26 protein-coding genes are annotated in these 25,977 nt (G+C 68.1%); 13 read left to right on the top strand and 13 right to left on the bottom strand.

Annotated features, from left to right (window positions below; genetic code table 11):
- The first annotated feature begins 61 nt into the window (after positions 1 to 61).
- The 4 genes from radA to ACF8ML_RS17965 all read left to right on the top strand — a co-directional run bounded on the left by radA (position 62) and on the right by ACF8ML_RS17965 (position 3,291).
- Positions 62 to 1,447 carry a DNA repair protein RadA gene (gene radA, locus ACF8ML_RS17950; protein ID WP_016448587.1) on the top strand — a complete coding sequence of 462 codons (1,386 nt, stop codon included), beginning with the start codon at positions 62 to 64 and terminating at the stop codon, positions 1,445 to 1,447.
- Positions 1,448 to 1,530: 83 nt separating this feature from the next.
- Positions 1,531 to 1,977, top strand: coding sequence for a hypothetical protein (locus ACF8ML_RS17955; RefSeq protein WP_016448586.1), 447 nt, complete (start codon positions 1,531 to 1,533; stop codon positions 1,975 to 1,977).
- 44 nt (positions 1,978 to 2,021) lie between these two features.
- The gene (locus ACF8ML_RS17960; RefSeq protein WP_016448585.1) at positions 2,022 to 2,960 is read left to right on the top strand and encodes a branched-chain amino acid transaminase; all 939 of its coding nucleotides are present in this window, start codon (positions 2,022 to 2,024) and stop codon (positions 2,958 to 2,960) included.
- Positions 2,961 to 3,081: 121 nt separating this feature from the next.
- Positions 3,082 to 3,291 carry a zinc-finger domain-containing protein gene (locus ACF8ML_RS17965; protein WP_012202256.1) on the top strand — a complete coding sequence of 70 codons (210 nt, stop codon included), beginning with the start codon at positions 3,082 to 3,084 and terminating at the stop codon, positions 3,289 to 3,291.
- Between the two features lie 31 nt (positions 3,292 to 3,322).
- Here the strand turns inward: ACF8ML_RS17965 and ACF8ML_RS17970 are convergent, their stop codons facing one another.
- Complete coding sequence (locus tag ACF8ML_RS17970; RefSeq protein ID WP_047326933.1) at positions 3,323 to 4,183, bottom strand: capsular polysaccharide synthesis protein; 861 nt, start codon at positions 4,181 to 4,183, stop codon at positions 3,323 to 3,325.
- A 130-nt stretch (positions 4,184 to 4,313) separates the two neighbouring features.
- Between ACF8ML_RS17970 and ACF8ML_RS17975 the strand changes: the two genes are divergently transcribed.
- Genes ACF8ML_RS17975 through ACF8ML_RS17990 form a run of 4 tightly spaced genes read left to right on the top strand, consistent with a single transcriptional unit; the run spans position 4,314 to position 8,684 of the window.
- Positions 4,314 to 5,582, top strand: coding sequence for an O-antigen ligase family protein (locus tag ACF8ML_RS17975; protein WP_392407577.1), 1,269 nt, complete (start codon positions 4,314 to 4,316; stop codon positions 5,580 to 5,582).
- The gene (locus ACF8ML_RS17980; protein WP_280047768.1) at positions 5,579 to 6,700 is read left to right on the top strand and encodes a glycosyltransferase; all 1,122 of its coding nucleotides are present in this window, start codon (positions 5,579 to 5,581) and stop codon (positions 6,698 to 6,700) included. Before ACF8ML_RS17975 ends, ACF8ML_RS17980 begins: the two co-directional genes overlap by 4 nt.
- Positions 6,697 to 7,734 (top strand): glycosyltransferase family 2 protein, encoded by a 1,038-nt coding sequence (locus ACF8ML_RS17985; protein WP_392407579.1) that lies wholly within the window; start codon positions 6,697 to 6,699, stop codon positions 7,732 to 7,734. The genes ACF8ML_RS17980 and ACF8ML_RS17985 overlap by 4 nt, the downstream gene beginning before the upstream one ends.
- Positions 7,731 to 8,684, top strand: coding sequence for a glycosyltransferase family 32 protein (locus ACF8ML_RS17990; RefSeq protein ID WP_392407580.1), 954 nt, complete (start codon positions 7,731 to 7,733; stop codon positions 8,682 to 8,684). The genes ACF8ML_RS17985 and ACF8ML_RS17990 overlap by 4 nt, the downstream gene beginning before the upstream one ends.
- A gap of 22 nt (positions 8,685 to 8,706) precedes the next feature.
- Here the strand turns inward: ACF8ML_RS17990 and ACF8ML_RS17995 are convergent, their stop codons facing one another.
- Together ACF8ML_RS17995 and ACF8ML_RS18000 are read right to left on the bottom strand one after the other, a co-directional pair.
- On the bottom strand, positions 8,707 to 9,126 hold the full coding sequence (locus ACF8ML_RS17995; RefSeq protein ID WP_392407582.1) for a DUF4440 domain-containing protein: 420 nt from the start codon (positions 9,124 to 9,126) through the stop codon (positions 8,707 to 8,709).
- On the bottom strand, positions 9,098 to 10,486 hold the full coding sequence (locus tag ACF8ML_RS18000) for an MFS transporter (protein ID WP_392407583.1): 1,389 nt from the start codon (positions 10,484 to 10,486) through the stop codon (positions 9,098 to 9,100). The genes ACF8ML_RS17995 and ACF8ML_RS18000 overlap by 29 nt, the downstream gene beginning before the upstream one ends.
- An 89-nt stretch (positions 10,487 to 10,575) precedes the next feature.
- Here ACF8ML_RS18000 and ACF8ML_RS18005 point away from each other — a divergent pair, with 89 nt between their 5' ends.
- Positions 10,576 to 11,487 carry a LysR family transcriptional regulator gene (locus tag ACF8ML_RS18005; RefSeq protein ID WP_016453616.1) on the top strand — a complete coding sequence of 304 codons (912 nt, stop codon included), beginning with the start codon at positions 10,576 to 10,578 and terminating at the stop codon, positions 11,485 to 11,487.
- Positions 11,488 to 11,861: 374 nt separating this feature from the next.
- Positions 11,862 to 12,302 carry a hypothetical protein gene (locus tag ACF8ML_RS18010; protein WP_047326940.1) on the top strand — a complete coding sequence of 147 codons (441 nt, stop codon included), beginning with the start codon at positions 11,862 to 11,864 and terminating at the stop codon, positions 12,300 to 12,302.
- Between the two features lie 74 nt (positions 12,303 to 12,376).
- Here ACF8ML_RS18010 and ACF8ML_RS18015 read toward each other — a convergent pair whose 3' ends face one another.
- The 5 genes from ACF8ML_RS18015 to ACF8ML_RS18035 all read right to left on the bottom strand — a co-directional run bounded on the left by ACF8ML_RS18015 (position 12,377) and on the right by ACF8ML_RS18035 (position 18,090).
- Entirely contained in the window at positions 12,377 to 12,619 is a 243-nt protein-coding gene (locus ACF8ML_RS18015; RefSeq protein ID WP_034397838.1) for a hypothetical protein, read from the bottom strand.
- A 23-nt stretch (positions 12,620 to 12,642) separates the two neighbouring features.
- Complete coding sequence (locus tag ACF8ML_RS18020) at positions 12,643 to 14,187, bottom strand: S8 family serine peptidase (RefSeq protein ID WP_082145246.1); 1,545 nt, start codon at positions 14,185 to 14,187, stop codon at positions 12,643 to 12,645.
- A gap of 431 nt (positions 14,188 to 14,618) precedes the next feature.
- Entirely contained in the window at positions 14,619 to 15,845 is a 1,227-nt protein-coding gene (locus tag ACF8ML_RS18025; RefSeq protein WP_016448576.1) for an ATP-binding protein, read from the bottom strand.
- 8 nt (positions 15,846 to 15,853) lie between these two features.
- Positions 15,854 to 16,615 (bottom strand): response regulator, encoded by a 762-nt coding sequence (locus tag ACF8ML_RS18030; protein ID WP_016448575.1) that lies wholly within the window; start codon positions 16,613 to 16,615, stop codon positions 15,854 to 15,856.
- Positions 16,616 to 16,719: 104 nt separating this feature from the next.
- Positions 16,720 to 18,090: an AmpG family muropeptide MFS transporter gene (locus ACF8ML_RS18035; protein WP_392407584.1), complete on the bottom strand. Its 1,371-nt coding sequence runs from the start codon at positions 18,088 to 18,090 to the stop codon at positions 16,720 to 16,722.
- An 86-nt stretch (positions 18,091 to 18,176) separates the two neighbouring features.
- Here ACF8ML_RS18035 and ACF8ML_RS18040 point away from each other — a divergent pair, with 86 nt between their 5' ends.
- The 3 genes from ACF8ML_RS18040 (at position 18,177) to ACF8ML_RS18050 (ending at position 20,912) form a co-directional block, all read left to right on the top strand.
- A complete protein-coding gene (locus tag ACF8ML_RS18040) occupies positions 18,177 to 18,905 on the top strand; it encodes a helix-turn-helix domain-containing protein (RefSeq protein WP_047326943.1) in 729 nt (242 codons plus the stop codon).
- A gap of 72 nt (positions 18,906 to 18,977) precedes the next feature.
- A complete protein-coding gene (locus ACF8ML_RS18045; RefSeq protein WP_209672774.1) occupies positions 18,978 to 19,949 on the top strand; it encodes an EamA family transporter in 972 nt (323 codons plus the stop codon).
- Positions 19,950 to 20,009: 60 nt separating this feature from the next.
- Entirely contained in the window at positions 20,010 to 20,912 is a 903-nt protein-coding gene (locus tag ACF8ML_RS18050; RefSeq protein WP_252652806.1) for a M48 family metallopeptidase, read from the top strand.
- A gap of 10 nt (positions 20,913 to 20,922) precedes the next feature.
- On the opposite strand, the gene ACF8ML_RS18055 is transcribed toward ACF8ML_RS18050, so the two are convergent.
- The 5 genes from ACF8ML_RS18055 to ACF8ML_RS18075 all read right to left on the bottom strand — a co-directional run bounded on the left by ACF8ML_RS18055 (position 20,923) and on the right by ACF8ML_RS18075 (position 25,896).
- Positions 20,923 to 22,380, bottom strand: coding sequence for an aldehyde dehydrogenase family protein (locus ACF8ML_RS18055; RefSeq protein WP_016448571.1), 1,458 nt, complete (start codon positions 22,378 to 22,380; stop codon positions 20,923 to 20,925).
- 23 nt (positions 22,381 to 22,403) lie between these two features.
- Entirely contained in the window at positions 22,404 to 23,279 is an 876-nt protein-coding gene (locus ACF8ML_RS18060; RefSeq protein ID WP_277849267.1) for a TauD/TfdA family dioxygenase, read from the bottom strand.
- 61 nt (positions 23,280 to 23,340) lie between these two features.
- Positions 23,341 to 24,096, bottom strand: coding sequence for an ABC transporter permease (locus tag ACF8ML_RS18065; protein ID WP_013800204.1), 756 nt, complete (start codon positions 24,094 to 24,096; stop codon positions 23,341 to 23,343).
- Positions 24,086 to 24,886, bottom strand: coding sequence for an ABC transporter ATP-binding protein (locus ACF8ML_RS18070; RefSeq protein WP_319076788.1), 801 nt, complete (start codon positions 24,884 to 24,886; stop codon positions 24,086 to 24,088). The genes ACF8ML_RS18065 and ACF8ML_RS18070 overlap by 11 nt, the downstream gene beginning before the upstream one ends.
- A gap of 14 nt (positions 24,887 to 24,900) precedes the next feature.
- Complete coding sequence (locus tag ACF8ML_RS18075) at positions 24,901 to 25,896, bottom strand: ABC transporter substrate-binding protein (protein ID WP_392407585.1); 996 nt, start codon at positions 25,894 to 25,896, stop codon at positions 24,901 to 24,903.
- Between the last annotated feature and the right edge of the window lie 81 nt (positions 25,897 to 25,977).

The raw sequence follows: 25,977 nt of genomic DNA on the forward strand, positions 1-25,977 counted from the left end.
TGCGTTAGACAACAGGCAGGCGGGCGGGGCGGCAGCCACCGCTCGGTATAGTGCCCAACCCATGGCCAAAGACAAAACCACGTTCATCTGCAATGCCTGCGGCGGCTCCAGCCCGCGCTGGCTGGGCAAGTGCCCGGCCTGCGGGGCCTGGAATTCGCTGATCGAGGCCGTTGCCGAGCCTGCGGGCGCGGGCAAGAACCGGCTCAGCCAGCCGCAGGGCTATGCGGGCCTGGCCAACGCCCAGGCCGTGATGCCGCTGTCGGCCATCGAGGCCCAGGACGTGGCGCGCACGCCCAGCGGCATCGAGGAGCTGGACCGCGTGCTGGGCGGCGGCATTGTCGAAGGCGGCGTGGTGCTGATTGGTGGCGACCCCGGCATCGGCAAGTCCACCCTGCTGCTGCAGGCCATGGATGCGCTGCACCGCGTGGGCTTGCCCACGCTGTATGTCACGGGCGAGGAAAGCGGTGCCCAGGTCGCGCTGCGCTCGCGCCGCCTGGGGCTGGAGGCCAGCCAGGTCAATGTGCTGGCCGAGATCCAGCTGGAGAAGATCCTCGCCACCATGGAGGCCACGCAGCCGGCCGTGGTCGTCATCGACTCCATTCAGACCGTGTACTCGGACCAGCTGTCCTCGGCGCCGGGCTCGGTGGCCCAGGTGCGCGAATGCGCGGCCCACCTCACGCGCGCGGCCAAGACCACGGGCATCACCGTGATCCTGGTCGGCCATGTGACCAAGGAAGGCGCCCTGGCCGGCCCGCGCGTGCTGGAGCACATGGTGGACACCGTGCTCTATTTCGAGGGCGACACGCACAGCAACTTCCGCCTGGTGCGCGCCATCAAGAACCGCTTTGGTGCCGTCAACGAGATCGGCGTCTTCGCCATGACGGAGAAGGGCCTCAAGGGCGTCACCAACCCCAGCGCCATCTTCCTGTCCCAGCACAGCGAGCCGGTGCCGGGCTCCTGCGTGCTGGTCACGCTGGAGGGCACGCGGCCCATGCTGGTGGAAATACAGGCCCTGGTCGACCAGGGCGGCCCCGCGCCCCGGCGCCTGTCCGTGGGCCTGGACCGGGACCGGCTGGCCATGCTGCTGGCCGTGCTCAGCCGCCATGCGGGCGTGGCCTGCGCGGACCAGGATGTCTTCGTCAATGCCGTGGGCGGCGTGCGCATCAGCGAGCCGGCGGCCGACCTGGCCGTGATGCTGTCCATCACCTCCAGCCTTCGCGGCCGCGCCCTGCCCAAGGGATTCCTGGCCTTTGGCGAAGTGGGCCTGGCCGGCGAAGTGCGCCCCGCGCCGCGCGGCCAGGAGCGCCTGAAGGAAGCCGCCAAGCTCGGCTTCACCATGGCCGTGGTGCCCAAGGCCAATGCGCCCAAGAAGGCCATCCCCGGCCTGACCGTGCATGCCGTGGAGCGCGTGGACGAAGCCATGAACATCGTCCGAGGGATGGGCTGAGGCACTGCCTTGCCGAGCGCATTGCGGGGGCATACGCACTGTCCGCAGCGGTCCTGCGGCGCCTCCATAAGACAATCGGCGCCATGAATTTGCGCAATATCCTGATTCCCCTGGGTCTGCTCGTACTGCTGGTGGCTGCGCACCAGTCCTATGGCTGGATGGGCGTGGTTGCCGTGGGCGGCGGCATCATGATGTGGCTGCTGCTGCATTTCACGCGGCTGATGTCCATCATGAAGAAGGCCTCGGACCGTCCCATGGGCTATGTGGGCAGCGCCGTGATGCTCAACGTCAAGCTCAAGCCCAAGGTCTCGCTGATGCACGTGGTGGCCATGACGCGCTCCCTGGGCGAGCGCCTGTCCGAAGACGGCCAGCATCCCGAGATCTACCGCTGGACCGACGGCACGCAATCCCATGTGACCTGCGAGTTCATGCATGGCCGGCTCGTGAAGTGGACCCTGGTGCGCCCCACGCCCGAACCCGAACCGCAACCCGAGACGGTGGCGGCCCCCGAGGCAGCCCCCGCGCCCTAAAATAGCGGGTTGGTGTTCTGTTCAATACCCCCAAGGATGTTTCTATGAGCCCCGTTGTTCCCTCGATGGCCGATCGTGACGGCAAGATCTGGATGGATGGACAGCTGGTGGACTGGCGCGATGCCAAGATCCACGTGCTGACCCACACGCTGCACTACGGCTGCGGCGCATTCGAGGGCGTTCGGGCCTACAAGACCGAACAGGGGCCGGCCATCTTCCGCCTGGAAGACCACACCAAGCGACTGTTCAACAGCGCCAAGATCCTGCGCATGCAGATCCCGTTCACCCAGGAAGCGGTGAACCAGGCCCAGGTGGAGGTCGTGCGTGCCAACCAGCTGGAATCGTGCTACCTGCGCCCGCTGACCTGGATCGGCGACCGCAAGCTGGGCGTCTCGCCCAAGGGCAACACCATCCACCTGATGGTGGCTGCCTGGGCCTGGGGCGCCTACCTGGGCGAGGAAGGCATGCAGCGCGGCATCCGCGTGAAGATCTCCAGCTTCACGCGCCACCATGTGAACATCACCATGAGCCAGGCCAAGGCGGTGAGCAACTACACCAACTCCATCCTGGCCAACACCGAGGCGCTGGACGACGGCTACGACGAGGCCATCCTGCTGGACGCCTCGGGCTTCGTCTCCGAAGGCTCGGGCGAGAACATCTTCGTCATCAAGGACGGCGTGGTCTACACGCCCGACCTGTCGGCCGGCGCGCTCAACGGCATCACGCGCAATACCGTGATGCACATCTGCAAGGACCTCGGCCTGGAGGTGGTGCAAAAGCGCATCACGCGCGACGAGCTGTACATCGCCGATGAAGTCTTCTTCACCGGCACGGCCGCCGAAGTCACGCCCATCCGCGAGGTGGACCGCATCGAGATCGGCGCGGGCAGCCGCGGCCCCCTCACCGAAAAGATCCAGCAGGCCTTCTTTGACATCGTCAACGGCCGCAACCCCAAGTACGCCCATTGGCTGACTCGGGTCTGAGAAAAATGACCCCCACGCTACCCTTGCTTTGCAAGGTCCACTGCCCCCCGAGGGGGTGCTTTTCATCTTGGGGCGGCCCGGCGATGAAAATGACAGATACCCACGAAAGAGATAAGCAAGCATGACAACGAATGCCACCGTCGAACTGGCGGCCAAGGACCTCAACGCCCAGGGCGGCGTGTTCTGCCCCAGCCCCAAGGCCGACATGAAGCTGTGGAACAGCCATCCCAAGGTCTACCTGGACGTGGCCCACACCGGCGAGGCCAAGTGCCCCTACTGCGGCACGCTGTACCGCTTGAAGGCCGGCGAAGTCTTCGCAGGCGGGCATTGAGCAAAGCGGGCCTCGGCCCGCTTTGCGTGTCTCAGCGCGCCGAAAGCGCGCGGCTCCAGATGCTGTCTGGCGCAGCATCTCCGTGCAAGGCCAGCATGTCCGTGAAATGGCGCCGTTCCCCGCCGCGCAGCTTGACGATGGGTGCCGCCACCTGCGGCGCCTTCGCCAGGCACAGCTGGGGGTAGAGCAGGTACCACTTCCAGCGCAGGGCGCGGTGGTAGAAGAAGGCGGTGTCCTCGGCCTTGAACAGCGTGAGCCGGGCATCGGGCAGCCGGCGCATCACCTGCTGGGCCGTCACATGGATCAGAAGGTAATTTGGATCGGGGATGCCCTGCAGCACCTCGGCGGCGTCGGGCCGCGACTGCAGGCGCTGCAGGTAGGCCGCAGGGCCCTCCACGATCAGCGCCTGGTGAAACTCCTTTTGCCATTCCGATACAAAGCGCGAGCCGGCCGGAGCGCAGAATGACCAGCTTTCGATCACGGGGTAGCGCCTGTCCCTGGTGAAGCCCTCAAGGTAGAAGCCGGTCAGCTCGGCAGCGCCTGCGCCGGCGCCCATCCAGTCCAGCGGCGCGGTCAGCAGCGTGGTGGCATCGAACCAGTAGCCGCCGTGGTGCGCCACCAGATACAGGCGCAGCCAGTCCGATTGCTTGGTGGGGTGGAGTTCGGCAAACGCCGCAGGAAGGTCGCCGCAGGCCACGTACTGGCCCAGGCTCTCTGGTGTCACGACGATGACCTGGTGACCCGGGCATTGCCGCCGCCAGCTGTCCACGCACTGCTGGACGAAAGGGTCCAGGCCGGACTGGTTCCAGTACGTCCAGATCGTCTTCGGGATGTCCGCTGCAAGACCATCGGCTGCCGGGGGCGATGGGGGCAGCTGCAAGGGCGCGGGCATGGTGTAATCTGCGCCGATTTTGGAAGGGGCTGCCCAGCGATGGAGCAGCCTGAATAAGACCGCAGGAATTTTTTTCATAGCGGATGGAAAGCGGAATGCCCGCATTTTGGGGCAGAAAGTCGCGGTCTTGATGAGATTTGACAAGTCGAAGCTGCCAGGGCTCCTCACGACCCTGGCCGCTGTTCTGGTGCCCGGACTGGCCTTGTGGCTGCGTTCGGGCTATTCCTATGGCGCGGGCCTCATGGCCCTGGGCGCCCTGTGTTTTCTGCCCCGCTGGGTCCGGTACAGGCAGTCGCCTGGCACCTGGCTGCTGGTGGCACTGTTCATGGGCATGGCGGTGATGTGGTACCACCTGTCCGTGCTGGACGGGGGCACCGGTCAGTTCGACCGCCCCGTGAAATTCATCCTGGGCGCGGTCAGCCTGCTGTTCGCCATGTGCTACCCGCCCACGGCGCGGATCTTCCTGTGGGGCATACCGCTGGGCAGCGCAGGCGCGGGCTTCATGGCCCTGTGGCAGGTCTGCGTGCTGGGCATGGAGCGGGCCACGGGCTACACCAATGCCATCCAGTGGGGCAACATGGCCTTGCTGCTGGGCTGCTTCTCCTGCATCTATGCCATGTCCTTCTGGCACCAGCGCTCCCTGCTGTGGCGCCTGCTGGTGCTGGCGGCCGCTGCAATGGGTGCGCTGGCTTCGCTGCTGTCGGGCTCGCGGGGGGGCTGGCTGGCGCTGCTGCCGATGTTCCTCATGCTGATGGTGCTGGTGCGCATGTACCGCCCGCAGTACTTCGGGCGCCTGTTGCTGGGCTGCGCTGCAATCGTGGTGGCGCTGGCCACCGTGATGGCCTTCATACCCCGCGTCAGCGAGCGCGTCGACGAGATCTACCTGGATGTGAGCAACTACCTGCATTCCGGCAACTCCGACACCTCGCTGGGCACCCGGCTGGAGCAGTACCGGCTGGCCGTGCAGATGATCGGCGAGAAGCCCCTGCTGGGCTGGGGCATGCAGGGCTATGTGGACGAGATGCACCGGCGCGTGGACGCGGGTGACTATGGACGCTCCATCCGCGAATACAACTTCATCCACAACGACTTCCTGGACATCTGGGTCAAGCTCGGCGTGCCGGGCGTGCTGCTGCAGGCAGCGCTGTTCATCTCGCTGCTGTGGCTGTTCTGGCCCTCGCGGCGGCGCATGGCGCTGTGGCCTGCGGACAGCACCCCCTGGCGCGAGGCCCTGCTGCTGCGTATCCTGGGCAGCCTGATGCCAGCCATGTACCTGGCGTTCGGCATGTCACAGCAATTTTTCGTGCACAACAGCGGCATCGTCTTCTTCGTCTTCCTCGTGGTGGCCCTGTGGTCATCGCTGCATGGCCTGGAAAGGGCCAGCGGAGCCGTGCGGTGAGGGAGCGCGCCGCCACCACCCGGCCCCGGGTGCTGCACTTCGTGACGGGCGGCTTCTCGGGTGCCACCCAGGTGGCGGTGGATCTGGTGTCGGCGCACCGCGCGTCGGGCCGCTTCGACGCCCGGCTGGTGCTGCGGCGCAAGCGCAATACCTCCGATGAACGCGTGCAGAAGCTGCGCGACGGCGGCATCGATGTCGACGTGGTCGCCGGCTGGTCCCATGCCGCCACCGTCTGGCAGCTGCGCCGCATCTGCCTGGACTTCCGGCCGGACATCGTCGTCGCCCATGGGTTCAGCGACCACCTGTGGGGCCGCTTTGCCGCGCTGTGGGCCGGCGTGCCCTGCCTGGTGCATGTGGAACACAACTCGCGCGAGCGCTACACGCGCTGGCGGCTGGCGCAGGCCCTGTGGCTGACCGAGCGCACGGCCGCCATCGTCGGCTGCTCCGAAGGCGTGCGCCAGAGCCTGCAGGACCGCGGCTTTCCTGCAGACAAGCTCTTGGCCATCAGCAACGGCATCCGGCCCGAGCCCTATCTGCAGGAGCCACCCCCCTTGCTGCAGCGCCGCCCGGACATCGTCATGGCCGCGCGCTTTGCGCGGCAAAAGGACCATGCCACCTTGCTGCGCGCGCTGGCCGTGCTGCGCCAGCGCGGCCTCAAGCCCACGCTGACCCTGGCCGGCGGCGGCAAGGCGCGCGCCCAGCAGGCGGCGCAGCGGCTCAGCGCCGAACTGGGCCTGCAGGACCAGGTGCAATTCATCGGCATCTGCAACGACGTGCCCGGCCTGCTGCGCGCGCACCGCGTCTGCGTGCTGTCCACGCACTACGAGGGCATGCCCCTGTCCCTGCTGGAGGGCATGGCGGCGGGCTGCGTGGTGGTGGGCAGCCGCGTGGTGGGCGTGCAGGAAGTGGTGCGGCCCGGCGACAACGGCCTGCTGGCCGCGCACGCCGACCCTGAATCGCTGGCCGACGCCCTGCAGCAGGCGCTGCAGGATGACGAAGCCGCCGTGCGCATGGCCGCCACCGCGCGGCAGGAAGCCCTTTCGCACTACAGCCTGCAGCGCATGACCGGCCAGTACGAAGACCTGTTCGCCCGCCTGCTGCAGGGGGAGCGTCCGTGACCTGGCTCAGCATCCTGGTGCCCGTCTATAACGTGGTGCCCTACCTGGAGGAATGCCTGCAGTCCGTCATGGACCAGGCCGATGCCGGCGTGCAGGTGCTGGTGCTGGACGACTGCTCCACCGATGGCTCCTGGGCCCTGATGCAGCAGCTGGACCAGCGCTGGCCCGGCCGCCTGCAGCTCATGCAGCACGAGCGCAACGCCGGCCTGAGCGCGGCGCGCAACACCATGATCGATGCGGCCACGGGCGACTACCTGTGGTTTTTGGACTCCGACGACAAGCTGCTGCCCGGCGCGATTGCCGGGCTGTCGACCATCGTGAAACAACATGCGCCCGATGCCGTGCTCTGCGACTTCTCCGTCTGGCGCGAGGCCCCGCGCCTCAAGCACCGCCTGCGCGGCGAGGCGCACCGGCACAGCTTCCAGGGCCCCACGCTGCAGCGCTCGCAGGACCGGGGCGCCCTGCTGGCCGGCCTGCTGCGCACGGGCCAGCTGCATGCCTGGTCCAAGATCTCGCGCCGCAGCCTGTGGGATGCCGGCCTGCGCTTTCCTGCAGGCCGCTATTTCGAAGACATGATGACCATGCCGCAGATGGCGCTGCGCTGCAGCAGCTTCTACTACCACCCCCAGCCCTGGGTGGCCTACCGGCAGCGTGCCAACTCCATCCTTGCCTCCATGACGCCTGCCAAGGCGGCAGACCAGTCCGCCGCCCTGTGGCCGCTGGCGCAGTCCGTGCAAGCCCTGCAAGATGATGCGCTGCGCAACGACGGGCGCCTGCAGTTCGCCTGGGCGCACCAGGCTGCGCGCAACCTCATCGGCGCCCTGCGCTTTCTCGACCGGCAGCGGGACATGCCGCCCGCGCAGCGGCAGGCGCTGGCGCAGCAGTTCCTGGCGGACTTCGGCCGCATCTCCCCGCTGTCCCTGCCGGCCCTGCGCCAGGCCTATCTGCGGCGCGGCTGGTGGCTGCGCGCATGGAAGCTGCGCAGCTGGGAGCGCCGCGCGCAGCAGCTGGGAACACCGGGAGCCCCTGCATGAGCGGCCTGAAACTGAAAACCCGGGGCGAGCTGTGGCTGGCGGCCGGCATGCGCCGCTTCTACGCCACCTTCGCACGCCGCCTGGAGAAGGGCCCGGCGCCCGACTTCCGCAGCCATGACATCGGGCCTGCGGCGCCCGTGCCGGTCTCCACGCCCATACCCCGCATCATCTGGGCCTACTGGAATGGCGACTCGGTGCCGCTGCTCATACAGCGCTGCTTTGACAACTGGGCCCGCCTGAACCCCGGCTACAGCCTGCGCATCCTCAACGACGCGCAACTGCCGCAATACGTGCCGCAACTGCCCGGCAACCTGCAGCAGCTGCCCGTGGCCAAGCGCTCGGACTGGCTGCGCCTGGAATTGCTGCACCGCCACGGCGGCATCTGGCTGGACGCCAGCACCATCCTCACCGAGCCGCTGGACTGGCTGCTGGAGCAGCAGCAGCGCAGCGGCGCCGATCTCGTCGCCTACTACCTGGAGCGCTACACCCGCGACCTGCAGGTGCCCGTGGTCGAGAACTGGCTCATGGCCGCGCCCCCGGGCAGCGCCTTCATCGCGGCCCTGCACAAGGAATACGTGGAGCAGGTCCTGCCGCAGACGGGCGAGGCCTATATCGCCCAGCTCCAGCAGGCCGGCGATTACGAACAACTGCGCCAGGGCATCGACATGCCCGCCTACCTCAGCATGCACCTGGCCATGCAGCGCGTGCTGCGCGCCGGCGGCAGCTACCGGCTGCGGCTGGCCAAGGCCGAGGACGGCCCCTTCTTCCTGCACGTGCAGGGTAACTGGGGCCGCACCCCGCTCAAGATCCGCCTGATGTTCTCGCGCACCGAACAGGCGCCTGTGCCGCTGATCAAGCTGCGCGCCCCCGACCGCAAGAAGCTGGACTTCTATCTGGAGCGCGGCCTCTACGTGCCCGGCAGCATCGCCGACCGCTACCTGCGGGCCTGAGTGGCGAGCGCGGACTGGGCCATCAGCCCAGGGCCGTCTCATGCAGGTAATGCCACAGCACCCCTTGGCCCGCACGTTTGAGGATCACGACTGATCGGCGCGAGGTCTCCACGCCGTCCAGGCGATGGGTTTCCAGATAGCGCATGGCCAGGCCGGCCGCGTCCCGCCATACGGGCTGCACGTCGCAGACGGATATCTCCAGCCCTGGCCGCTGGCCGGCCGCGCGCCGGAACATCTGTTCCACATCGTCCAGGCCGACGAGTCTGCCCGTGGTGGTCACCATGCTGAACTCCGGGCTGAACTGCGGCATCAGCGCCTGCAGCGCCTCCTGTGCGCCCGCTGGTTGGGTGAAGACGGTGTGGATCAGCTCGTGCACCCGGTGGATGCTGCGTTCGGCGATGCCGATGTCAATGTCACGGTCGATGGGCTTGTTGTCTTGCATGGTGGTCCTCGGGGGTGTGCAGCGATCGCAGTTGCAGCAGGGGTACAAGCCCTGCCAGCGATGCAATCAGAAACGTGATGTGATAGGCCCGGCCTGCGTCCAGGCGGGTGGCGAGCATGTTGAAAACCATCAGGAAGAACGCGGCGCCCACGCTGAAGGCCATCTGCCGGTTGATGTTCCAGATCACGCTGGCCTGCTGCGTCTGCCGGCCGTCGAAGTCCAGCAGGGCCGTCGTCTGCGCGGTATTGGCACCCAGGCCGCCGCCCAGGCCCATCAGCCCGTAGGCGGCCGCCAGCAGCCAGGTGTCGGCAGGGGCCGCCACGGCGGCCAGCGCCGCAATGCCCAGGCTGTGCAGCACCATGCTGGCGATGAACAGGGGCCGTGCGCCCGCGCGGTTGTACAGCCGGCCGCCCACCAGCATGGACACCAGGGCGCCGCCTGCGTAGACCATCATGAATCGGCCTGTGGCCTGCGCGCTCAGGTGCAGCATGTCCTGCAGGTAGAAGATGTTGAGCAGGTTCACGCCCGTGAACACGCCGGGAATGGCGTGGTAGACGGCCACCGACATGCGCAGGCGCGGGCTTTTGAGCAGTTGCAGTTCCACAATGGGGTGGGCGGTCTTGCGGGCATGGATGGCATACAGCACCGTGAAGGCCAGGCCCGCCGCCATGCCCAGCCAGGCCAGCGCCAGGCCCTGGCCCGAGCCTTGGCCTGCGCCATAGAGCGACATGCCCAGCAGCCAGGCGGCCAGCGCGGCGCTGACCAGCACCAGGCCTTTGAGGTCCGGCCGCTGCCGGGCCGTGGCCGGTGCATCGCGCACCCACAGCCAGGCCAGGCCTGCGGCGGCCAGGGCCAGCGCAATATTGGAATGGAACACCCAGCGCCAGGAGCCGTGGTCCACGATCAGCCCGCCCAGCCAGGGCGAGAGGGCCGGTGCAATCAGCGCCACGGCCATGACCAGCGTGGAGACACGCGCGCGCTCCGGTCCCTGGAACCGGTTGAAGGCCAGGGCCTGGCCCACTGGGATCACCAGGCCGCCCGCCATACCCTGGATGAAGCGCCAGCCCACCAGCTGGCCGAAGCTGCCCGCCTCGCCGCAGGCCCAGGCGGCCACGGCGAATGCCAGCATGGAGCCCGCCATCAGCCCGCGCGCGCCCCAGCGGTCGGCCAGCCAGGGGGCGAGGGGAATGGCCAGCGTCAATCCCAGCATGTAGGCATTGGCCACCCAGGCCCCGGCCGAGATGCCCACATGGAACTCGGCCGCAATCGTGGGCAGCGCGACGGCGGGCATGAAGATGTTGATGCAGTCGACGAAGAAACCCATCAGGAAAACGGTGGCCAGGCGGTATCGGTATGTCATCTTGCGCTTTCAGGAGGGGCAAGACTAAAGAGCGCGGGCGGCCACGTCGATGGGGCTATGCTGGACTCTTTGTTTGACTGGATTGAACAATGACCCCCACAAGCACGGCCATGCACACGCTGCTGCACCGCGCTCAGACCTTTCTGGCCGTGGTGGATTTCGGCTCGTACACCAGGGCGGCGGACTTCCTGGGCATCAGCAAGGCCATGGCCAGCCTGCACGTCAAGGCGCTGGAAGAGGCGCTTTCGGTGGCCCTGCTGGTGCGCAACACCCGCAGCATCGCCCTGACGGAAACCGGGCGGGAGTTCTACGACGAGTTCAAGGGCATCGTCCGCGACGTGGGCAGCGCCTTCGACAACGCCATGCACAGCGGCAACCGCATCGCGGGCCGGCTGCGCATCAGCACCACCAGCGAATACGGGGAGAAGTACATTCTTCCGCTGATCCCGGCCTTCCTGGAGCGCTACCCGGGCATCTCGGTGGCCTATGACGTCAACTCTTCACTGAGCGACCTGGTGGCCGAAAAGCTGGACCTGGTCGTGCGCCTGGGCCACCTGGCGGACTCCAGCTTCAAAAGCCGCAGGCTGGCCGGCTACGACATCGTGCTGGTGGCCTCGGCCGCCTTCCTGCGCAGCCATCCCGTGCGCAGGCCCGAAGACCTGGCAGACCTGCCCTGGATTGCCAACAGCAACCTCACCCACCCCACGGCCTGGACGCTGCGCACTGCCGGCGGCCAGGGTGTGGACGTGGTGGGCCGGGCGGCCCACCAATCCAACTCCTCCACCGCCATCCGCGCCCTGGCCCGGTCCTCCCTGGGCGTGGCCGTGCTGCCTGCGTGGTTTGTGGAGGACGACCTGGCCGGCGGCGTGCTGCAGCGCGTGCTGCCGGACCACGCCCTGCCGCCCCAGCCCATCAGCGTGGTCTTTCCCGACAGCAGCCACCTGCCGCGCAAGACCCGCGTGTTCATCGACTTCCTGTGCGAGCACCTGGGCCGGGATTGAGGGCTCGGCTGGCCGGCCCGCCCTGGCCCCGTTAAACTGGCCGCAAGCCGAAAGGCCCGGTGCGTAGAAACACCTTCCGTCAGGTTGCAGCCCCCACCTTAAAGCGGGGCTTTGTCATGCCTTATCTCGTCGGATTGGCGCATTTGCTTGCGCCTGTCCGCATGGTTTCGGGCGTGGTGGGGGCTATCCGCAAGGACGCCCGCACGGCTACGGACGTGTTTCTAACCACCACGCCCACCTGTTGTGCGTAGAAACTCAACCGGTGGTTTTCTGTGATCTCGTAGGAAAACAGACCATGACCCTCCCCATCCTTGCCAGCCCCAGCGCTGCGCTTGCCCCTTCCAGCCCTCTTCTCTATCAGGAGGGCTGACCCCATGACATCCCGCAAAAACACTGCCGGCGCGGCAGTGCAGGCGCAGCCGTTGCCGTTGCGGCCGCCAGCCGCAAGGCCTTCCGACTGGCCCAGCGCGTGGCAGGCCATGCATGTCTGTCTGGTCGTCATCGAGGGGCGGCTGGTCACCCTGGCCGAGGTGTGTGGCAAAAAGCCCGACCGCAAGGCCCGCCAGTTCGACGTGGAATGCGCGGTGGAGCTGGCGCTGGCGCACATACGCCGCATGCGCGCCGACCCGCCGGACAGCCACCAGGCGTTCGAGCAGCAGTGGCACCTGGCGTCCTGCGCCATCGAACTGGCCGATGGAGCCTACCGCTTCCCCCGCTCGCGCTACGGCCGCCTGCTCAAGCGCACCCGCTGGCATTTCGACCTGCTCAGGGACCTGGTGGAGCGTGTGGAGTGGCAGCACCGGCGCGGTGGCTGACTGGCGCAGCGTGGGCCGACTCAGTGGCTGCTGCGGCTGGCTAATGGCCCGCAGCAACCGCACGAGGGCAGGCCCTAACGCTTGCGTGCCCGCATCCGGGAGTCGGGCACAGGAGTTGCCGGTCCTTGCTCGGAGACGATCCAGCCCGACAGCCGTGCCGCTAGCATATCGATCTGACCGCTGGGTACGTCGGCAAGCACATTGTTGCCGCTGTGGCTCAAGATGCGGCCCCGTGTGGTGGCATCTGTGACGAGCGTGACCACGTCGGCCGCAGACACGGCGGCGTCCTTGGTCTTGCGAAGGATCACATGGCTCATGAACGGGACTCTAGCGCAAGCGTTCATTTGGGCAAGCCTTGGCCTTCAAAATCCCTGGCAAAGCCGGCCACCACACACATGGAGAAGAACAGGCGCTGGATCTCTATGGCGCGCTGGCGTGTTCGCGCCATGGTGAGGATCTGTGGATTGCGGGATAGCTCGGCAGCCAGCAAGCCACATGCCACCGGCGCTGCCATGGAGGTTCCACTCATTGCGCCGTAGCCTGCTCCTGGAAGTGTCGAAACGATGCCAACCCCTGGCGCTGTCGCAATGACTTCCGGCCCGATGTTGGTGAACTTCGCTGCGTAACGTCGCTTGTGCAGCGAGTCCGCCGTCAGTGCCGTGTACGGGTCCAGTTCGTCCAGGGTCTCCGTGGAGTGGTCGGGGTAGGTGCCTTTTTCGCCGATGGCGGTGATCGAGATCACTTCCGACCACCGTGCTGGAAACAGCAGCGGCTTGCGCCCGTTGTTGCCGGCTGCGGCAATGCAGACTGTGCCGCGGTCGAAAGCCTCCTTGATGGCGTCCCTGACGGCTTCATCGGGTGATGGGGTGCCCAGGCTCAGGTTGATCAGATCGCAACCGTCTTCCACGGCGGCTTCGATGGCCCGCAGAATGTCGTAGTTCAGCGCACCTCCGCCTGCCTGCGGGAACACACGGTAGGAGTTGAGCGTCGCGGCAGGAGCCCGGCCGGCATGGTGCCTGGCCGCGCCTTGGCCCCGGCCGGAAACAAGGCCTGCCACATGCGTGCCATGCTCCCCATCACGGGTGCGTGGCGAGCCGTCGCCGGCATCCTTTTCCTGATAGACGAAGGCACGTGATTGCTGCACTGCCAAATCCGGGTGCGTGCCGTCGACGCCAGTGTCCACCACGCCGACAACCACATTGCGACCGTCAGTGGCCTTGGGCTTGCCATAGAGGCGCGTGACGAAGTCGTCCTGGCTCAGATCCACTGCATCCAGTTTGACGGTATAGCCATCAACCAGGGTGATATGGCGCTGCACCAATCCCCAATGGCCAGTGATATCCGCATAGACGGCCAGCACTTCGACCATGGGGCCGTCTTGCAGCTTCAACGTGGCCTCGCCCTTGGCATTGCTGGTGCTGTCACCGCCCACCCCGGCGGCGAAATCAGTGAATGCCACGACGAGAGCGCCCTGGACGGGATTGCCTGCCCCGTCTTCGACCTTGAGACGCAAAGAGATGCCGGGGCCCGTTTTCGTACTCTTCGCTCGCTTGACCGCTTTCAGCCGTGGGCTGCGCATGAGGTCGTAGACAACCACGGGAACCGCGCGAACCCCGGGCGCTTCCACCCGCAGGGCCGCAAGTTCCTGGGGCGTCACCGCAACGAGCTTGGCCCCGGTAGGAGAAACCGAATGAACGATATCGACCCCTTTCGGGGCGATTTCCACATTGGCATTCTTGCTGGCTTTCAGGCGGGCGCGCAGTGTGCGGCCAAAGCTTGTGCTTGCCAATCCCAGTGTGGACATGGCTTCTGAATGCATGCCACGTACTGGAAGCAATACGTAGTCAGTCTTTTCATCAACCATCATGGTCTTGTGCGTCGTCATATTGATCTCTCTCCCTCATTGCATGGCCATTGAAGTTGAGGATTTTGATCAACCCAAGGGAATGCAATAAGGAATGCCCGGGATTTTCATGGGTATTTCATGGTGCAACGCAATTTCTTGTATTGGGGGTGCAATGGGGTTCCTGACTTTTGCCGGTCGATTTCTGCTGCAAATATGAAAACATCCAATGCATGGGAAATGCCAGAAGTGGGTTGCCTGTTGGAGTTCCTGTTGCAAGGCAGGTCAATGGGGCTGTAGGCATCAATGTCATCTCTTCCCTATGGGGGAATGCTGGAACGCGGCATGCCCCGGGCCCTGCAAGAGGAAGGCAGTCATGGAGACCATGTGAATCCTCGCGGGCTTCTTGCAACGGAATCCACGCAGCCGATGGCCGGCGGATAGGTTCAGCCGTTTTGCCGGTCCAGCCGAATTCAGGCCAGCGGCAGCCGCAGCACGAAGCAGGCGCCCGGCTGGCCGTCGGCGCGGCCTTCGCAGTGCACGCTGCCGCCGTGGCGCTGGGCGATGGAGCGCACCAGGGCCAGGCCCAGGCCCACGCCGCCCGAGCGCTCGCTGGCGCCGGGCAGGCGGAAGAACTTCTCGAAGATGCGCTCGCGGTGGGCCGGCGCCACGCCGGGGCCGTGGTCGCAGACGCGGATCTCGGCCATGGCGTCCTGGCGCGCCAGCTCCAGCGTGATGGCGCCCTGGCTGTAGCGGCGCGCGTTCTCCAGCAGGTTGCGCACGGCACGGCGCAGCAGCTTGGAGATGCCGGGCACTTCCAACGCGTCGGTGGACTGCAGGTCCAGGTCGGCATCCACGCGCGCGCATTCCTCGGCGGCCAGGCCGATCAGGTCCACGGGCTCGATCGTGCCCACGTCACCCTCATAGGTCTCCAGCCGGCTGGCCAGCAGGATCTCGTCCACCAGCTGGTCCAACTCGCTGATGTTGCGCTGGATCTCGGCGCGCGCGCGGGCGCTGGCGGGGTCGTCGCCCATGAATTCCAGGCCCATGCGGATGCGCGTCAGCGGCGAGCGCAGCTCGTGCGAGGCATTGGCCAGCAGCGATTTGTGCGAGGTCACCAGGGTCTCGATGCGCGCGGCGGCGGCGTTGAACTGGTGGGCCAGGTCGGCCACCTCGTCGCTGCCGTGCTCGGGCACGCGCACCGACAGGTCGCCCTCGCCAAAGCGCTTGACGCCGCGCTGCAGGTTCTCCAGCCGCTTGAGCAGGCGGCGGATGATGGGGAACACGCCCACGGCCACGGCCACGCCCACCAGTCCCAGCAGCCACAGAAAGCCGAAGGGCGGGCGCAGCCAGAAGGCGGCGGCGCCGTCGTGCGGCGGGCGGTCGCCGCGCGGCGGGCGCGGCGCCATGTGCAGCATGTAGGTCTGGCCGTCCGTGCCTTCGATCTCGAAGCGCAGGCCCTCCTCGGGCGGGCCGGGCAGGCGCCGCGCACGGCCCTGGGCGATCACGTTGCCCTGGCCGTCGCGCATGGCCACGTCGCGCGAGGGCGGCGAGCTGGCGCTTTGCACGTTCTGCGCGTTCTGCTCGGCCGCGATCTGCCAGGCCCAGGCCACCGTCAGCGTGAGCACGGCCACGCCGCCCACCACGGCCAGCCAGATGCGCAGGTACAGGCGCTGGGAGAAGAGGGACAGCAGCTTCATTCGCTTGGCTAGTCTTGTTGTTTGGCGAAGACGTAGCCCACGCCGCGCACCGTCAGGATGCGCTTGGGCGCCTTGGGGTCGGCCTCGATGGCGGCGCGGATGCGGCCCATGTGCACGTCGATGGAGCGGTCGAAGGCCTCCAGCTCGCGGCCGCGCACGGCCTCCATGATCTGGTCGCGCGTGAGCACGCGGCCCGCGCGCTCGGCCAGCGTGACCAGCAGGTCGAACTGGTAGGAGGTCAGCTCGCAGGGCTGGCCCGCCACGGTGACGCTGCGTGCGTCGCGGTCGATCTCCAGGCTGCCGAAGCGCAGCGCCGTGGCCGGCTGGCCTGCGGCCGAGCCCTCGCCGCCGCCGCCGCGCCGGCGCAGGATGGCGCGGATGCGCGCCAGCAGCTCGCGCGGCTCGAAGGGCTTGGGCAGGTAGTCGTCGGCGCCGATCTCCAGGCCGATGATGCGGTCCATGGGGTCGCCCTTGGCCGTGAGCATCAGCACCGGCACCTGCGCTGCGGCGCCTGGCAGGGCGCGGATGCGCCGGCAGACCTCCAGGCCGTCCATGTCGGGCAGCATGAGGTCGAGGATGACGAGGTCGGGCAGGTCGGCGCCGGCCACGCCGTCGGCGGGCTGCAGCTGCTCCAGGCCGCTGCGGGCGTCGCCCATGTGCGTGACCTGCAGGCCGTTGTTGCCCAGGTAGTCACCCACCATCTGCGCGAGGCGGGTGTCGTCTTCGATCATCAGAAGATGGTGCGTACTCATGGAGGGCAGTGTATTCATGCTGGGGCCTGGCGTCGTGTTGCGACGATGCTCGCAGCGCCCCGTCAGCCGTGCTTGTCGCTTGCGTAAAGTTCGGTAAAACAGCGCAGCCTGCGGCCAGCCGCTCAACTGCCGCGTTGCGTGGGCCGCACCGCATGCACGCGCGAGGCCAGCGCGATCAGCACCAGCACGGGCAGGCCCAGCAGGGCCGTGGCCTGGAAGAAGCTCACGTAGCCATGCGCATCGACAAAGGCGCCCGAGAAGCCGGCCAGCCACTTGGGCGCCAGCAGCATCATGGAGCTGAACAGCGCGTACTGCGTGGCCGAGTACTGCACATTGGTCAGCCCCGACAGGTAGGCGATGAAGGCCGCCGAGGCGATGCCGCCGGCCAGGTTGTCCGCGCTCACCACCCAGACCAGCGCATTCACGTCATGGCCGCGCGTGGCCAGCCAGGCGAACAGCAGGTTGGTGGCGGCCGACAGCGCGGCGCCCAGCATCAGCACGCGCATCACGCCCCAGCGCATGGCCAGCGCCCCGCCCAGGAAGGCGCCCGCCAGCGTCATGATCACGCCGTACACCTTGGTCACGGCGGCCACTTCGTCCTTGGTGAAGCCCATGTCCACGTAGAAGGGGTTGGCCATGATGCCCATGACCACGTCGCTGATGCGGTAGATGGCGATCAGGCCCAGCACCAGCAGCGCCTGCCAGCGGTAGCGGCCCAGGAAGTCGGCAAAGGGCTCGACCAGCGCGCCACGCAGCCACTCGGCCGCATTGCGGGCAGGCGCCAGCGGGCGGGGCACCGGTTCCGGCGAGAGCAGCACGGTCAGCATGCCCACGGCCATGGAGGCGGCCATGGCCAGGTAGGCCACCTGCCAGGCGCCGCTCTGGTAGCCCGCCGTGCCCGCCACCTCGGCGCGGGCGGCCAGCCACAGCACGCCGGCGCCGGCCCAGATCATGGCCAGCCGGTAGCCGGTCTGGTAGGTGGCGGCCAGCGCGGCCTGGCGCTCGGTGTCGGCCGATTCGATGCGGTAGGCATCCAGCGCAATGTCCTGCGTGGCCGAGCCGAAGGCCACGGCCAGCGCGCACCACACCAGCGGCGTGAGCGAGACGCGCGGATCATTGAACGCCATGCCGCACAGCCCGGCGACGATGAGCATCTGCGCGAACAGCAGCCAGCCGCGCCGCCGCCCCAGCCAGCGCGTGAGCAGCGGCAGCGGCATGCGGTCCACCAGCGGCGACCAGACCCACTTGAAGGCATAGGCCAGGCCCACCCAACTCAGGTAGCCGATGGTGGTGCGGTCCACGCCGGCCTCGCGCAGCCAGAACGACAGCGTGCCCAGCACCAGCAGCAGCGGCAGGCCTGCCGAAAAACCCAGGGCCAGCATGCGCAGGCTGGCCGGCTCGGCATAGACGCGCAGGGTCTGGGCCCAACTGCGGCGGGGCGCTTCAGTGGAGGTGGAAGGGGCGGAGGAGGTGGTGGTGGACGGCTCGGTCATGTTGGGCTGCGGCAGGCTGCGGCCATTATCGGGCCCATGGTGGCGCGGACTGGCGCGCGCTACCATCGCGGGCACAGGATGCCGCCATGGCCTACACCCTCTCTTCCCTCCACAGCGATGCCGCCGCGCAAGACGGCGCGGCCGATGCCACCGATACCGCCTTCGCGCCGCACAGCTCGGTGCGCAGCTACAGCGGCGAGCACCAGGCCCATGCCCACGGCCATGCGCAAATCCTCTATGCCCTGCAGGGCCGCATGGAGCTGGAGGTGGGCGGGCGCAGCGCCTTTGTGGACGCCGTCAGCGGCATGCTCATCCCCGCCGGCGTGGACCACGGCTACCTGGCGGCGCCGCGCTCGCGCGTGTTCGTCATCGATGCGCCCAGCGGCCCAGGGCTGGACCGAATGCGGCGCTTTTCCGTGCCGCCCGCCCTGCGCGGCCGGGAGTCGGAAGGCCCGGCCACAGAGCAGTTGGCCCAGGTGCTGCAGGCGCCCGGCCTGCTGGCGCGTCGGGGGCTGGACCTGCAGCAACTGACCACGAGCGTACAGGCCGCATTGCACGAGGACTGGCCCACGGCCCGGCTGGCCGCCCTGTGCCATATGAGCGCCCAGCGCTTTCACGCACGCTTCGTGGAGCTGGCGGGCCAGCCGCCCCAGGCCTGGCTGCGCGGCCTGCGCCTGGATGCGGCCGAGCGCGGGCTGGCGCGGGGCCTGCCCCTGGAGGCCACGGCGCTGCGCTGCGGCTATGCCTCGGCCAGCGCGCTGGCCTATGCGCTGCGGCGCGACCGGGGCGTGACGGCGCGGCAGCTGCGCGGCTAGCCCGTTCACAGTCTTCCGGACTACGAGCGTTTCTCGACAAATGCCCGGCCGCGCCAGGCGCAACATGGCGCCATGGTTCGCAACTCTTCCGCTTCTTCCTCCGCCGTCGGCATCGCCTTCGTTTCGGTGGCTGCCGTGCTCTGGGGCACGACGGGCACGGCGCAAAGCCTGGGCGCAGGCGGGCTGTCGCCGTTCTGGGTGGGCGCCGCGCAGTTGGCGGTTTCCAGCCTGTTTCTGGGCGTGCTGCTGGCGGTCTCCCATTGGAGGCTGCGCGGGCGGGCCGGGCAGGGCGTGGCGCCCGTCCAGCCGCTGCTGCCCAACCCGGTGCACCTGGGCCTGCGCCCGGCCTGGTTCCTGCTGGCATCCATGGGAATCGGCGGCTACAGCATCTTTTTCTACGAGGGCGTGACGCTCACGGGCGTGGCCGTGGGCACGGCCGTGGCCATTGGCAGCGGCCCCATCTGGGCCGGGCTGATGCAGGCGCTGGTGCTGCGCGCGCCCCTGTCGGCCCTGTGGTGGGCCGGCACGCTGGTGAGCGTGGCGGGAGGCGCGGCCATGGTGATGGCCCGGGGCGGCGCCACGCTGTCCTGGAGCGGCCTGGCCCTGTGCCTGCTGGCGGGGCTGTCGTACGCGGGCTATGCGCTGATCAACAAGCGCCTGGTCACCCACATGTCGCCGCGCGTGGTGAATTTCTATGTCTTCACCGGGGCGGCCTGCATGGCGGTGCCGATTGCGCTGGTGCAAAGCGGCCTGCCGCAGTGGAGCCTGGCGGCCGTGCTGGTGGTGGTCTACCTGGGCGTGGTGGTGTCGGGCCTGGCGCACATGCTGTTTTCCATCGGGCTGCGCAGCATCTCGGGCCCCACGGGCGTGACGCTGAGCCTGATCGAGCCCGTGGCGGCCTTCGTGCTGGCGGTGTGGGTCGTGGGCGAGCGGCAGCCGCTGCAATCGTGGCTGGGGCTGCTGGCCGTGCTGGCGGGGCTGATGCTGGTGATCGGCGCCGAGATGCGCTCGCAGCGGGCCGTGATGGCCGCGCAGATGGCGTGACTCTTTGTAGGCCGGCGCCGCTCTTCACGATGCGCTGTTCTCCGCATGTTTCAGGCATGCATGGCCGCTAGACTTGGCGGCATGCAGCAGCCAACCCATCTCTCCTCCGAGCCCTGTGCCCCGTCCGCCTGGGGCTGTGCCTGCGCGCCCTGGCGCGCGCGTCGCGGTTTCTTGCTGGCCGGCAGCGCGGCGGCCATGGGCCTGGCCACGGCGCCGGTGGCGGCCCAGGTGCAGGTGGGCGGTGCCTCGGGCCTGCGCAAGCTGGTGCCGGCCGAGACGCTGGAAGGCGCCGCCACCGACCAGTACCAGCAACTGCTGGCCAAGGCCCGCGCCCAGGGCGCACTGGCTGGCGACAGCAACCCTCAGCTGCAGCGGCTGCGCGCCATTGCCCGGCGGCTGATCCCCTACACCGCCCAATGGAACCCGCGCGCCAATGCCTGGCGCTGGGAGGTGAATCTGATCGGCAGCAAGGAGATCAATGCCTTTTGCATGCCGGGCGGCAAGATCGCCTTCTACACCGGCATCATCGACCAGCTGCAGCTGACCGACGACGAGATCGCCATGATCATGGGCCACGAAATGGCCCATGCGCTGCGCGAGCACTCGCGCGAGCAGCTGGCCAAGAACCAGGCCACCAGCATCGGCATCTCGCTGGGCGCCCAATTGCTGGGCCTGGGCGACCTGGGCAATGCGGCGGCCCGCCTGGGCGGCCAGTTGCTGTCGCTGAAATTCAGCCGGGGCGATGAGAGCGAGGCCGACCTCGTGGGCCTGGAGCTGGCCGCGCGCGCCGGCTACAACCCCCAGGCCTCGGTCTCGCTGTGGCGCAAGATGGGCCAGGCCACGGGCGACCGCGGCGGCCTGGAATTCCTGTCCACCCACCCCGCAGGCCCCGAGCGCATCCGCGAGCTGGAGCGCAACATCCCGCGCGTGGAAGGCCTCTACGAGGCCGCACGGCGCGGGTAGGCAGCCGCCCTCAGGCGGCGGCTTTTTGCTTTGGTTGGTAGCCCATCACGGCTTTCACTTCAAGGTATTCCTTGAAGCCGTGCTCGCCCCATTCCCGGCCCGTGCCCGACTGCTTGTAGCCACCGAACGGCGCGCCGAAGTCCGGCCCCGCGCCGTTGAGGTGGACCATGCCGGTGCGCAGGCGCGAGGCCACACGGCGTGCGCGCTCCAGGCTGCCTGACTGCACATAGCCCGACAGGCCGTAGGGCGTGTCGTTGGCCTGGGCGATGGCCTCCTCCTCCGTGTCGTAGGGCAGGATGACCAGCACGGGGCCGAAGATCTCCTCGCGCGCAATGGTCATGTCGTTGCGCACGTCGGCAAACACCGTGGGCCGCACGAAGTAGCCGCGCGCAAGGCCCTCGGGGCGGCCCGTGCCGCCGGCCACCAGGGTGGCGCCTTCGGCGATGCCGGCCTCGATCAGGCCCTGGATCTTGCGGAACTGCGCCTCGCTGACCACGGGGCCCATGTGCATGGCGCCGGTGTCGGCCAGTGCATCGCCCACCTTCATGCCCTCGGCAGCGGCCTTGGCCGCGGCCACGGCGCGCGCATGCAGGGCGCGCGGCACGAACATGCGCGTGGGCGCGTTGCAGCTCTGGCCGGAGTTGGTGAAGCAGGCGTTCACGCCCTGGGTCACGGCCTTTTCGATGTCGGCATCGTCCAGCACGATGTTGGCCGACTTGCCGCCCAGTTCCTGCGTCACGCGCTTGACGGTATCGGCCGAGGCCTTGGCCACGGCAATGCCCGCGCGGGTGGAGCCGGTGAAGGTCATCATGTCGATGCCGGGGTGCACGGACATGGCCTCGCCCACCGAGGGGCCGTCGCCGTTGACCAGGTTGAACACGCCGGCCGGCACGCCCGCTTCGTGCAGGATCTCGGCCACCAGGATGGCGTTCAGCGGCGCGATCTCCGAGGGCTTGAGCACCATGGTGCAGCCCGCCGCCAGGGCCGGTGCCACCTTGCACATGATCTGGTTGATGGGCCAGTTCCAGGGCGTGATCATGCCCACCACGCCCACGGGCTCATGCACGATGCCGGTGGTGCCGCGCACGCTCTCGAACTCGAAGTCCCTGAGCACCTGCAGGGTCTGCTTCAGGTGCCCCGCGCCCACCGTGGCCTGGGCCGCGCGCGACAGCCACAGCGGTGCGCCCATCTCCAGCGAGATGGTCTGCGCCACCTCGTCGATGCGGCGCATGTAGACTGCCAGCACCTTGTCCAGCAGGGCCAGCCGCTCGTCGCGCGTGGTCTGCGAGAAGCCGTCGAACGCGCGGCGTGCGGCGGCCACGGCTGCATCGACATCGGCGGCCGAGCCCATGCTGATGCGGGCCGCCACCTCCTCGGTGGACGGATTGATCACATCCAGCGTGCGCGGCACGGCCGGGGGAACCCATTGGCCGTCGATATAGAACTGCAGGTGCTCTTGCGTGCTCATGAAGCTGTCTCCGTGTCTCGTTGTCATTGGGTGGAAGGGGTATCGAAGGTGACGCGCTGGTTCACGCGGTAGTGGGGCCAGTAGTCGGCCACAGCATAGTGCTGCGTGCTGCGGTTGTCCCAGATGGCGATGCCGCCCGCGTCCCATTGATGATGCACCATGAACTCCGGCTTCTTCAGCCAGTCCAGCAGGAAGGCGAGCACGCCGCGCGCCTCGTGCCGGTCCACGCCCGTGATGTGGCGCGTGAAATCGGCATTGACGAAGATGCACTTGCGGCCTGAATCGGGGTTGGTGCGCACCACGGGATGCGTCACGGGCTTGAACTGGCGCAGCGCCTCGAACAGCGCCTCCTCGCCCTTGCGGCCCAGGTATTCCCGGAAGCCCGATTCCTCCCAGGTATGGACCGCCTGCAGGCCTTCCAGGTACTGCTGCATGCCGGGCGAGAGCCAGTCATAGGCCTTGCTGGTGCTGGTCCAGCAGGTGTTGCCGCCGGCCGGCGGCGTGGTCACGATCTGGATCACGGTGCCCAGCGGCGGCTGCTGCTTCCAGCTGATGTCGGTGTGCCAGTTGTCTATGGCGGGCGGGCGGTCCTTGTCGGAGATGATCATCTCCACGTCGGGCATGCCGCTCTTGCGCTCGAAGTACGAGCCCTTGGACAGCGGGCCGAACACCTGCGCCAGCGCCACATGCTGCTCGGCCGTGATGGCCTGGGGCCGGAAGAAGATGACCTCGAAGTCGTACAGGGCCTGTCGCAGTTCTGCCTGCACCTCGGAGGACAGGGGCCGGGTCAGGTCCACGCCCTCGATCCAGGCTGCGAAGTTGGGCATGCGCGGCACGGGGCGGATGTGGTGGTAGCGGGCGTCGATGTCGATCAGCTGCATGGGGGCGGCATTGGCCATGGGGTACTCCTTGAAGGAACGGATGGAAGGGGAGGAAGGTGGAGAGAGAGGGCTGGCGGGCTCACTGCCAGTGCAGCAGCCGCCTCTCGGCCCAGGACATGAAGCGCACCATGCCCACGCCCAGCAGGGCCAGCACCAGCAGCAGCGCCATGACGCCATTGATGTCGAAGGTGGAGCCCAGGTAGGCCAGGGTCTGGCCCAGGCCCTTTTCGCTGGCGATGATCTCGGTGCCCACCACGCCCAGCAGGGCATAGATCAATCCCAGGCGCAGGCCCGAGAAGATCACCGGGACGGCGCCGGGCAGCGTGACCTCGAAGAAGGTGGTGGCGGCGCTGGCGCCCAGGGTGCGGCACAGCGTCACATGGTCCTGGCTGACGCCCCGCATGCCTGCCACCGTGGCCGACAGCACGATGAAGAAGGTCAGCGAGCAGCCCACGGCGATCTTGCTGCCCAGCCCCAGCCCGAACCACAGGATGAACAGCGGCGCCAGCGCGATGCGCGGCATCACGTTCAGCGCGTTGAAGTAGGGCTCTGCAAAGCGCTCGATGGCCGGCCAGCGCACGAAGGCCAGCCCCGTGGCGAAGGCGGCCACGCTGCCCAGCACGAAGGAGCAGGCCACGGCCGCCAGCGTCCAGCCCAGGTCGGACCAGAACCGAGCCGTGCCCGCATGGTTCCAGAGATAGGCGGCCACGCCGCTGGGCTGGCCGAAGAAGGTGGGGTCCAGCCAGCGGCGCGCGGCGGCCCATTCGGCCAGTCCCAGCACGAGACAGATGAACAGCGCATGCAGCGCCAGCCATTGCAGACGGTCAGCCTTCATGGTGCACCCATCCCGATTCAAGCTGCGACCACAGGGCCGCATAGAGTTCATGGAAGCGCGGCGACTTCTGCAGGTCGCGGATGGAGCGCGGGCGCGGCAGGTCTATGGGCAGGTCGGCGATGATGCGGCCCGGGCGCGAGGACATCACCACCACGCGGTCGGAGACCGCCACGGCCTCGGCCAGGTCGTGGGTCACGAACAGCACGCTGTGGCGGTGCTGCTGGCACAGGCGCAGCAGCAGGTCCTGCAGCTGCAGCTTGGTCTGCGCGTCCAGGGCGCCGAAGGGCTCGTCCATCAGCAGCAGCTGCGCGTCCAGCGCAAAGGTGCGCGCCAGCGCCGTGCGCTGGCGCATTCCGTGGGACAAGGCCTTGGGCAGGGCCTGCGCATGGTCGGCCAGGCCCACCTCCTGCAGCATGCGCAGTGCGCGCTCCGTGCTGTCGGCCGTGCCGACGCCGCGCACGCGCGCGCCGAAGGCGGCGTTCTCCAGCGCCGTGCACCAGGGCAGCAGGCTGTCGCGCGCCAGCATGTAGCCCACGCGGGAACTGCCCAGGCGCGGTGCCTCGCCCAGCACGCGCAGCGTGCCGGCGCCGGTGTGGGCCACCAGGCCCGCGCAGAGGTTGAGCAGACTGGTCTTGCCGCAGCCGCTGGGCCCGACCAGCGAGACGAATTCGCCCTCGGCCACCTGCAGCGCAATGTTGTCCAGCACCTGCGTGCGGCCGTCGAAGCTCAGCTGCAAGCCGTCGGCGGCAATGGCCTGCGGGGGCGGCAGCTGCGATCCATTGGAAGTCATGGCGCGCTCCCCCTTCACTTCGCCAGCAGGGGCGCGGTGTCGATCAGCTTGTCGATCTGTCCCGTGCGCTGCAGGTAGCGCGCGGCATGCTGCAGGGCCTTGGGGTCCACCGCAAACTGCATGGAAGGAATGGCGTTGCGCAGCGCCACTTCCAGGATCCGGTCGCCGCCTGGCGTGTTGATCCTGAAGCTGTCCTGCGCGACTTTGAGCAATGCATCGAAATGGGCCGGTTCGCGGGCATAGTCGGCCGCCTCGTTCATGGCGCGGCGCAAGCCCTCCACGGCCTGGGCGTTCTTGCGCAGGAAGTCGGCGCGCACCACCTGCAGCACGCCGGCGCCGTTGGTGTCCACCACATCGGCCGGACCCTGGCCCCTGCGCGGATCGACGACGATGCGGCAGGCCTGGCTGACCTCGCAAAAGCCATCCATGGGCGAGAACAGCATCAGGCCATCGACCTGTTTTTGCGCAATCGCCGGAAAGGCGGTGTTGGGCGAGCCCACGGCGACGATGGTGACGTCGTCCGCCTTCATGCCGGCACCCTGCAGCAGGCTCACGAGCTGGAATTCGGCCGCGCTGCCACGCGCCGTCACGCCGATGCGCCGGCCCTTGAAGTCCTGCATCACGGCGGGATAGCCCTGGCCGGCATGCGGGGTGGGCAGGGCCGACGAGGCCATGAGGAAGAACGTCGGCGCGCTCGCGCCGCTGCCGATCACCTTGAGGTCGGCGCCCTTGTTGACCGCCTGGAGCAGCACCTCGGGCGGCGTAAACGCCACTTCGAGGTCACCGGCCAGCAAGGTCTGCAGCGCCAGCGGCGCCTGCGGGATGGGGCGCAGTTCGCAGCGTATGCCGTGCTTCTCGCACAGTCCCCGTGCGTTGGCCACGCGCACCAGGAAGTTGCCGATGCCGGGGTAGTCCTGGATACGCAGCGTGGGAGTCTGTGCCAGGGCTGCCTGGGTCGAGAGCAGGGCGAACACGAAGGCGGATACCAGGGCGAGCGTGGTGCGGATCATGGGGCGGGCTCCATACGTGTGGGTATGGGGCCGATTACAAGGACGGTGCTATGCGCCAATTGCCGCGAAAGGGACAATGAT

This window comes from Delftia sp. WSY_10 (genome assembly GCF_043104705.1).
GTDB classification, from domain to species: Bacteria; Pseudomonadota; Gammaproteobacteria; order Burkholderiales; family Burkholderiaceae_C; genus Comamonas; species Comamonas tsuruhatensis.

What these genes read in the sequence shown, in the direction of transcription:
- radA (WP_016448587.1), top strand. Translation starts at nt 62, where the DNA reads ATGGCCAAAGACAAAACCACGTTCATCTGCAATGCCTGCGGCGGCTCC.
- ACF8ML_RS17955 (WP_016448586.1), top strand. Translation starts at nt 1,531, where the DNA reads ATGAATTTGCGCAATATCCTGATTCCCCTGGGTCTGCTCGTACTGCTG.
- ACF8ML_RS17960 (WP_016448585.1), top strand. Translation starts at nt 2,022, where the DNA reads ATGAGCCCCGTTGTTCCCTCGATGGCCGATCGTGACGGCAAGATCTGG.
- ACF8ML_RS17965 (WP_012202256.1), top strand. Translation starts at nt 3,082, where the DNA reads ATGACAACGAATGCCACCGTCGAACTGGCGGCCAAGGACCTCAACGCC.
- ACF8ML_RS17970 (WP_047326933.1), bottom strand. Translation starts at nt 4,183, where the DNA reads ATGCCCGCGCCCTTGCAGCTGCCCCCATCGCCCCCGGCAGCCGATGGT.
- ACF8ML_RS17975 (WP_392407577.1), top strand. Translation starts at nt 4,314, where the DNA reads ATGAGATTTGACAAGTCGAAGCTGCCAGGGCTCCTCACGACCCTGGCC.
- ACF8ML_RS17990 (WP_392407580.1), top strand. Translation starts at nt 7,731, where the DNA reads ATGAGCGGCCTGAAACTGAAAACCCGGGGCGAGCTGTGGCTGGCGGCC.
- ACF8ML_RS17995 (WP_392407582.1), bottom strand. Translation starts at nt 9,126, where the DNA reads ATGCAAGACAACAAGCCCATCGACCGTGACATTGACATCGGCATCGCC.
- ACF8ML_RS18000 (WP_392407583.1), bottom strand. Translation starts at nt 10,486, where the DNA reads ATGACATACCGATACCGCCTGGCCACCGTTTTCCTGATGGGTTTCTTC.
- ACF8ML_RS18005 (WP_016453616.1), top strand. Translation starts at nt 10,576, where the DNA reads ATGACCCCCACAAGCACGGCCATGCACACGCTGCTGCACCGCGCTCAG.
- ACF8ML_RS18010 (WP_047326940.1), top strand. Translation starts at nt 11,862, where the DNA reads ATGACATCCCGCAAAAACACTGCCGGCGCGGCAGTGCAGGCGCAGCCG.
- ACF8ML_RS18015 (WP_034397838.1), bottom strand. Translation starts at nt 12,619, where the DNA reads ATGAGCCATGTGATCCTTCGCAAGACCAAGGACGCCGCCGTGTCTGCG.
- ACF8ML_RS18020 (WP_082145246.1), bottom strand. Translation starts at nt 14,187, where the DNA reads ATGACGACGCACAAGACCATGATGGTTGATGAAAAGACTGACTACGTA.
- ACF8ML_RS18025 (WP_016448576.1), bottom strand. Translation starts at nt 15,845, where the DNA reads ATGAAGCTGCTGTCCCTCTTCTCCCAGCGCCTGTACCTGCGCATCTGG.
- ACF8ML_RS18030 (WP_016448575.1), bottom strand. Translation starts at nt 16,615, where the DNA reads ATGAATACACTGCCCTCCATGAGTACGCACCATCTTCTGATGATCGAA.
- ACF8ML_RS18035 (WP_392407584.1), bottom strand. Translation starts at nt 18,090, where the DNA reads ATGACCGAGCCGTCCACCACCACCTCCTCCGCCCCTTCCACCTCCACT.
- ACF8ML_RS18040 (WP_047326943.1), top strand. Translation starts at nt 18,177, where the DNA reads ATGGCCTACACCCTCTCTTCCCTCCACAGCGATGCCGCCGCGCAAGAC.
- ACF8ML_RS18045 (WP_209672774.1), top strand. Translation starts at nt 18,978, where the DNA reads ATGGTTCGCAACTCTTCCGCTTCTTCCTCCGCCGTCGGCATCGCCTTC.
- ACF8ML_RS18050 (WP_252652806.1), top strand. Translation starts at nt 20,010, where the DNA reads ATGGCCGCTAGACTTGGCGGCATGCAGCAGCCAACCCATCTCTCCTCC.
- ACF8ML_RS18055 (WP_016448571.1), bottom strand. Translation starts at nt 22,380, where the DNA reads ATGAGCACGCAAGAGCACCTGCAGTTCTATATCGACGGCCAATGGGTT.
- ACF8ML_RS18060 (WP_277849267.1), bottom strand. Translation starts at nt 23,279, where the DNA reads ATGGCCAATGCCGCCCCCATGCAGCTGATCGACATCGACGCCCGCTAC.
- ACF8ML_RS18065 (WP_013800204.1), bottom strand. Translation starts at nt 24,096, where the DNA reads ATGAAGGCTGACCGTCTGCAATGGCTGGCGCTGCATGCGCTGTTCATC.
- ACF8ML_RS18070 (WP_319076788.1), bottom strand. Translation starts at nt 24,886, where the DNA reads ATGACTTCCAATGGATCGCAGCTGCCGCCCCCGCAGGCCATTGCCGCC.
- ACF8ML_RS18075 (WP_392407585.1), bottom strand. Translation starts at nt 25,896, where the DNA reads ATGATCCGCACCACGCTCGCCCTGGTATCCGCCTTCGTGTTCGCCCTG.